The following is a 533-nucleotide window of genomic DNA, read 5'->3' as shown; positions in this document are numbered from 1 at the left end:
GGGTTGCCCCATTCGGAAATCTTCGGATCGAAGGTCTTGTGCACCTCCCCGAAGCTTATCGCAGCTTAACACGTCCTTCATCGCCTCCAAGAGCCTAGGCATCCCCCATACGCCCTTAATTCACTTACTCTTTTATAAAATATCTTCATCCCAAAGGATTCAATAATTCTAATTTGCTCTTACTCTTTACTTTATTCTCACAATATGTCAAAGAACCTTGTGTGAAATTCAATCAGCTTGCGCTCATCTCATTCACATCGTTCCCAAGTCCGCTCTCCACATTTGGAAAGGGTAGGGGTGGTGTTTTTAGTCGCTAGTCACTAGTCGATAGTCGACAGTCATTAGTTACTTCTTTCAATCTGTTGATCAAGCTCGTTTGCCTAATCTTTACTCTCTAATCTTTACTCTATAATCTCTACTCTTACTTTGTACTCTGGTGGAGAATAACGGATTCGAACGCGGAATGCAATTCCGTTGACCCGGTCAACTTCACACTTGTGGAGAATAACGGATTCGAACCGTTGACCCCCTGC

The 533-nt window shown here is 43.5% G+C and carries 1 rRNA gene; it reads right to left on the bottom strand.

Annotated elements, in window-relative coordinates:
* Positions 1-129 (bottom strand): 23S ribosomal RNA (locus V7S74_RS10925); the annotation flags it as partial.
* Between the last annotated feature and the right edge of the window lie 404 nt (positions 130-533).

Source organism: Aquirufa novilacunae, assembly GCF_045310505.1.
GTDB classification, from domain to species: domain Bacteria; phylum Bacteroidota; class Bacteroidia; order Cytophagales; family Spirosomataceae; genus Aquirufa; species Aquirufa novilacunae.
The sequence above is the reverse complement of the archived record's forward strand: the minus strand, read 5'-3'. Positions and strand labels throughout refer to the sequence as shown.